Origin of the sequence: Micromonospora cabrerizensis (assembly GCF_022230955.1) — a bacterium.
Classification (GTDB): Bacteria; Actinomycetota; Actinomycetes; order Mycobacteriales; family Micromonosporaceae; genus Micromonospora; species Micromonospora cabrerizensis.
Genome location: NZ_JAKKFI010000028.1, coordinates 1 through 1,856, shown reverse-complemented (window position 1 = coordinate 1,856; position 1,856 = coordinate 1). Strand labels below are relative to the sequence as shown.

The 1,856-nt window shown below is 70.3% G+C and carries 1 protein-coding gene; it reads right to left on the bottom strand.

The window, feature by feature from the left end; genetic code table 11:
- Nucleotides 1-1,856: type I polyketide synthase (locus tag LADH09A_RS03200; RefSeq protein WP_238643231.1), on the bottom strand; the 1,856-nt coding region annotated here is incomplete at both ends.

Here is a 1,856-nt window from a genome sequence, read left to right as displayed (position 1 = left end):
GTGCCGGAAGGCGTAGGTGGGCAGGTCGATGAGGCGACCACCGGGGTAGCACTGCGTCCAGTCCACCGGGACACCGCGGACGAAGGCTCGGGCCAGGCCGGTGAGGAAGGTCAGCACCTGGTCGGGGGTCGCGCGCTGAAGGGGGACGAGCACGGCCCCGGTCACGCAGTCCGCTCCCATGGCGGCGAGTACGCCGTCCGGGCCGATTTCGAGGAAGGTGGTGACGCCCTCGGTCTCCAGTGTCGTGATGCCGTCGGCGAAGCGCACCGCCTCGCGGACGTGCCGCACCCAGTAGTCCGCGTCCTGCTCGGTCGCGACCTGCCCGGTGATGTTGGAGACGACCGGGATGCGCGGCGGGTGGTACGTCAGTCCGCCGGCCACCTGGGCGAAGGCGCCCAGCATCGGCTCCATCAGCGAGGAGTGAAAGGCATGGCTGACCCGCAGCCGCTTGGACTTCTCGAAGTGGGCGGCAACCGCGGCCACCTCGCCTTCCACGCCGGACAACACCACCGAGTGGGGACCGTTGATCGCGGCGATGTCCACGCCCTCGGTCAGCAGCGGCAGCACCTCCGCCTCGGTGGCCCGTACGGCGACCATGACGCCGCCGGCCGGCAGCTCCTGCATCAACCGGCCTCGTGCCGCGACCAACGTCGTCGCGTCGGCGAGGGACAGCACTCCGGCGACGTGGGCGGCGGCGATCTCCCCGATCGAGTGCCCGACCAGGTAGTCCGGGGTGACCCCGAACGACTCGACCAATCGGTAGAGGGCGACCTCGTAGGCGAACAGGGCCGTCTGGGTGTAGAGGGTCTGGTCGAGTTCGACGCCTTCGGTGATCACCTCGCGCAGCGGGCGGTCCAGGTGGATGTCGAGTTCGGCGCAGGCGGCGTCGAAGGCGTCGGCGAAGACCGGGTAGGTCTCGGCCAGTTCCAGGCCCATGCCCGGTCGCTGTGAGCCCTGACCGGAGAAGACGAACGCGAGCTTGCCGTCGGAGACCTCGCCGACGACCAGACCGGCCGCCGAGGCACCGACCGCGAGCGCGTCGAGGGCGTCGCGGTGGTCGACGCCGAGCGACACCGCCCGGTACGGCAGGGCGGCGCGTCGCGTCGCGAGGGTGTGGCCGACGTCGACGGGCTCGGCTTCGGGCTTCTGGTCGAGGTGGTTGGCCAGTCGGGTGGCCTGTGCGCGTAGGGCGTCGTCGCTGCGGGCGGAGATGAGCCATGGGACCGGGCCGGCCTGAGTGGCCGGGCGGTCGGTCGCGGCGTCGACGGCGGCCGGGGGTTCTTCGAGGATCAGGTGGGCGTTGGTGCCGGAGAACCCGAACGACGACACACCCGCACGCCGTGGCCGGTCGGCCTGCGGCTGCCACGGGCGGGTCTCGGTGAGCAACCGCACCGCACCGGCCGACCAGTCGACCTGCGGAGTCGGCTCGTCCACATGCAACGTCGCCGGCAACACATTGTGCTTCAGGGCCTGGACCATCTTGATGACACCCGCCACCCCCGCCGCGGCCTGGGTGTGACCGATGTTCGACTTCACCGACCCCAACCACAACGGCTCACCACCCGGGCGGTCCTGCCCATACGTGGCCAACAACGCCTGCGCCTCGATCGGGTCACCCAACCGGGTGCCCGTGCCATGCGCCTCCACCACATCAACATCCGCCACACCCAAACCCGCACTGCCCAACGCCGAACGGATCACCCGCTGCTGCGACGGACCATTCGGCGCCGTCAAACCATTCGACGCACCATCCTGATTGACCGCACTACCCGCCACCACCGCCACCACCGGATGCCCATTACGCACCGCATCCGACAAACGCCCCACCACCAGAACACCAACCCCCACCCCCCACC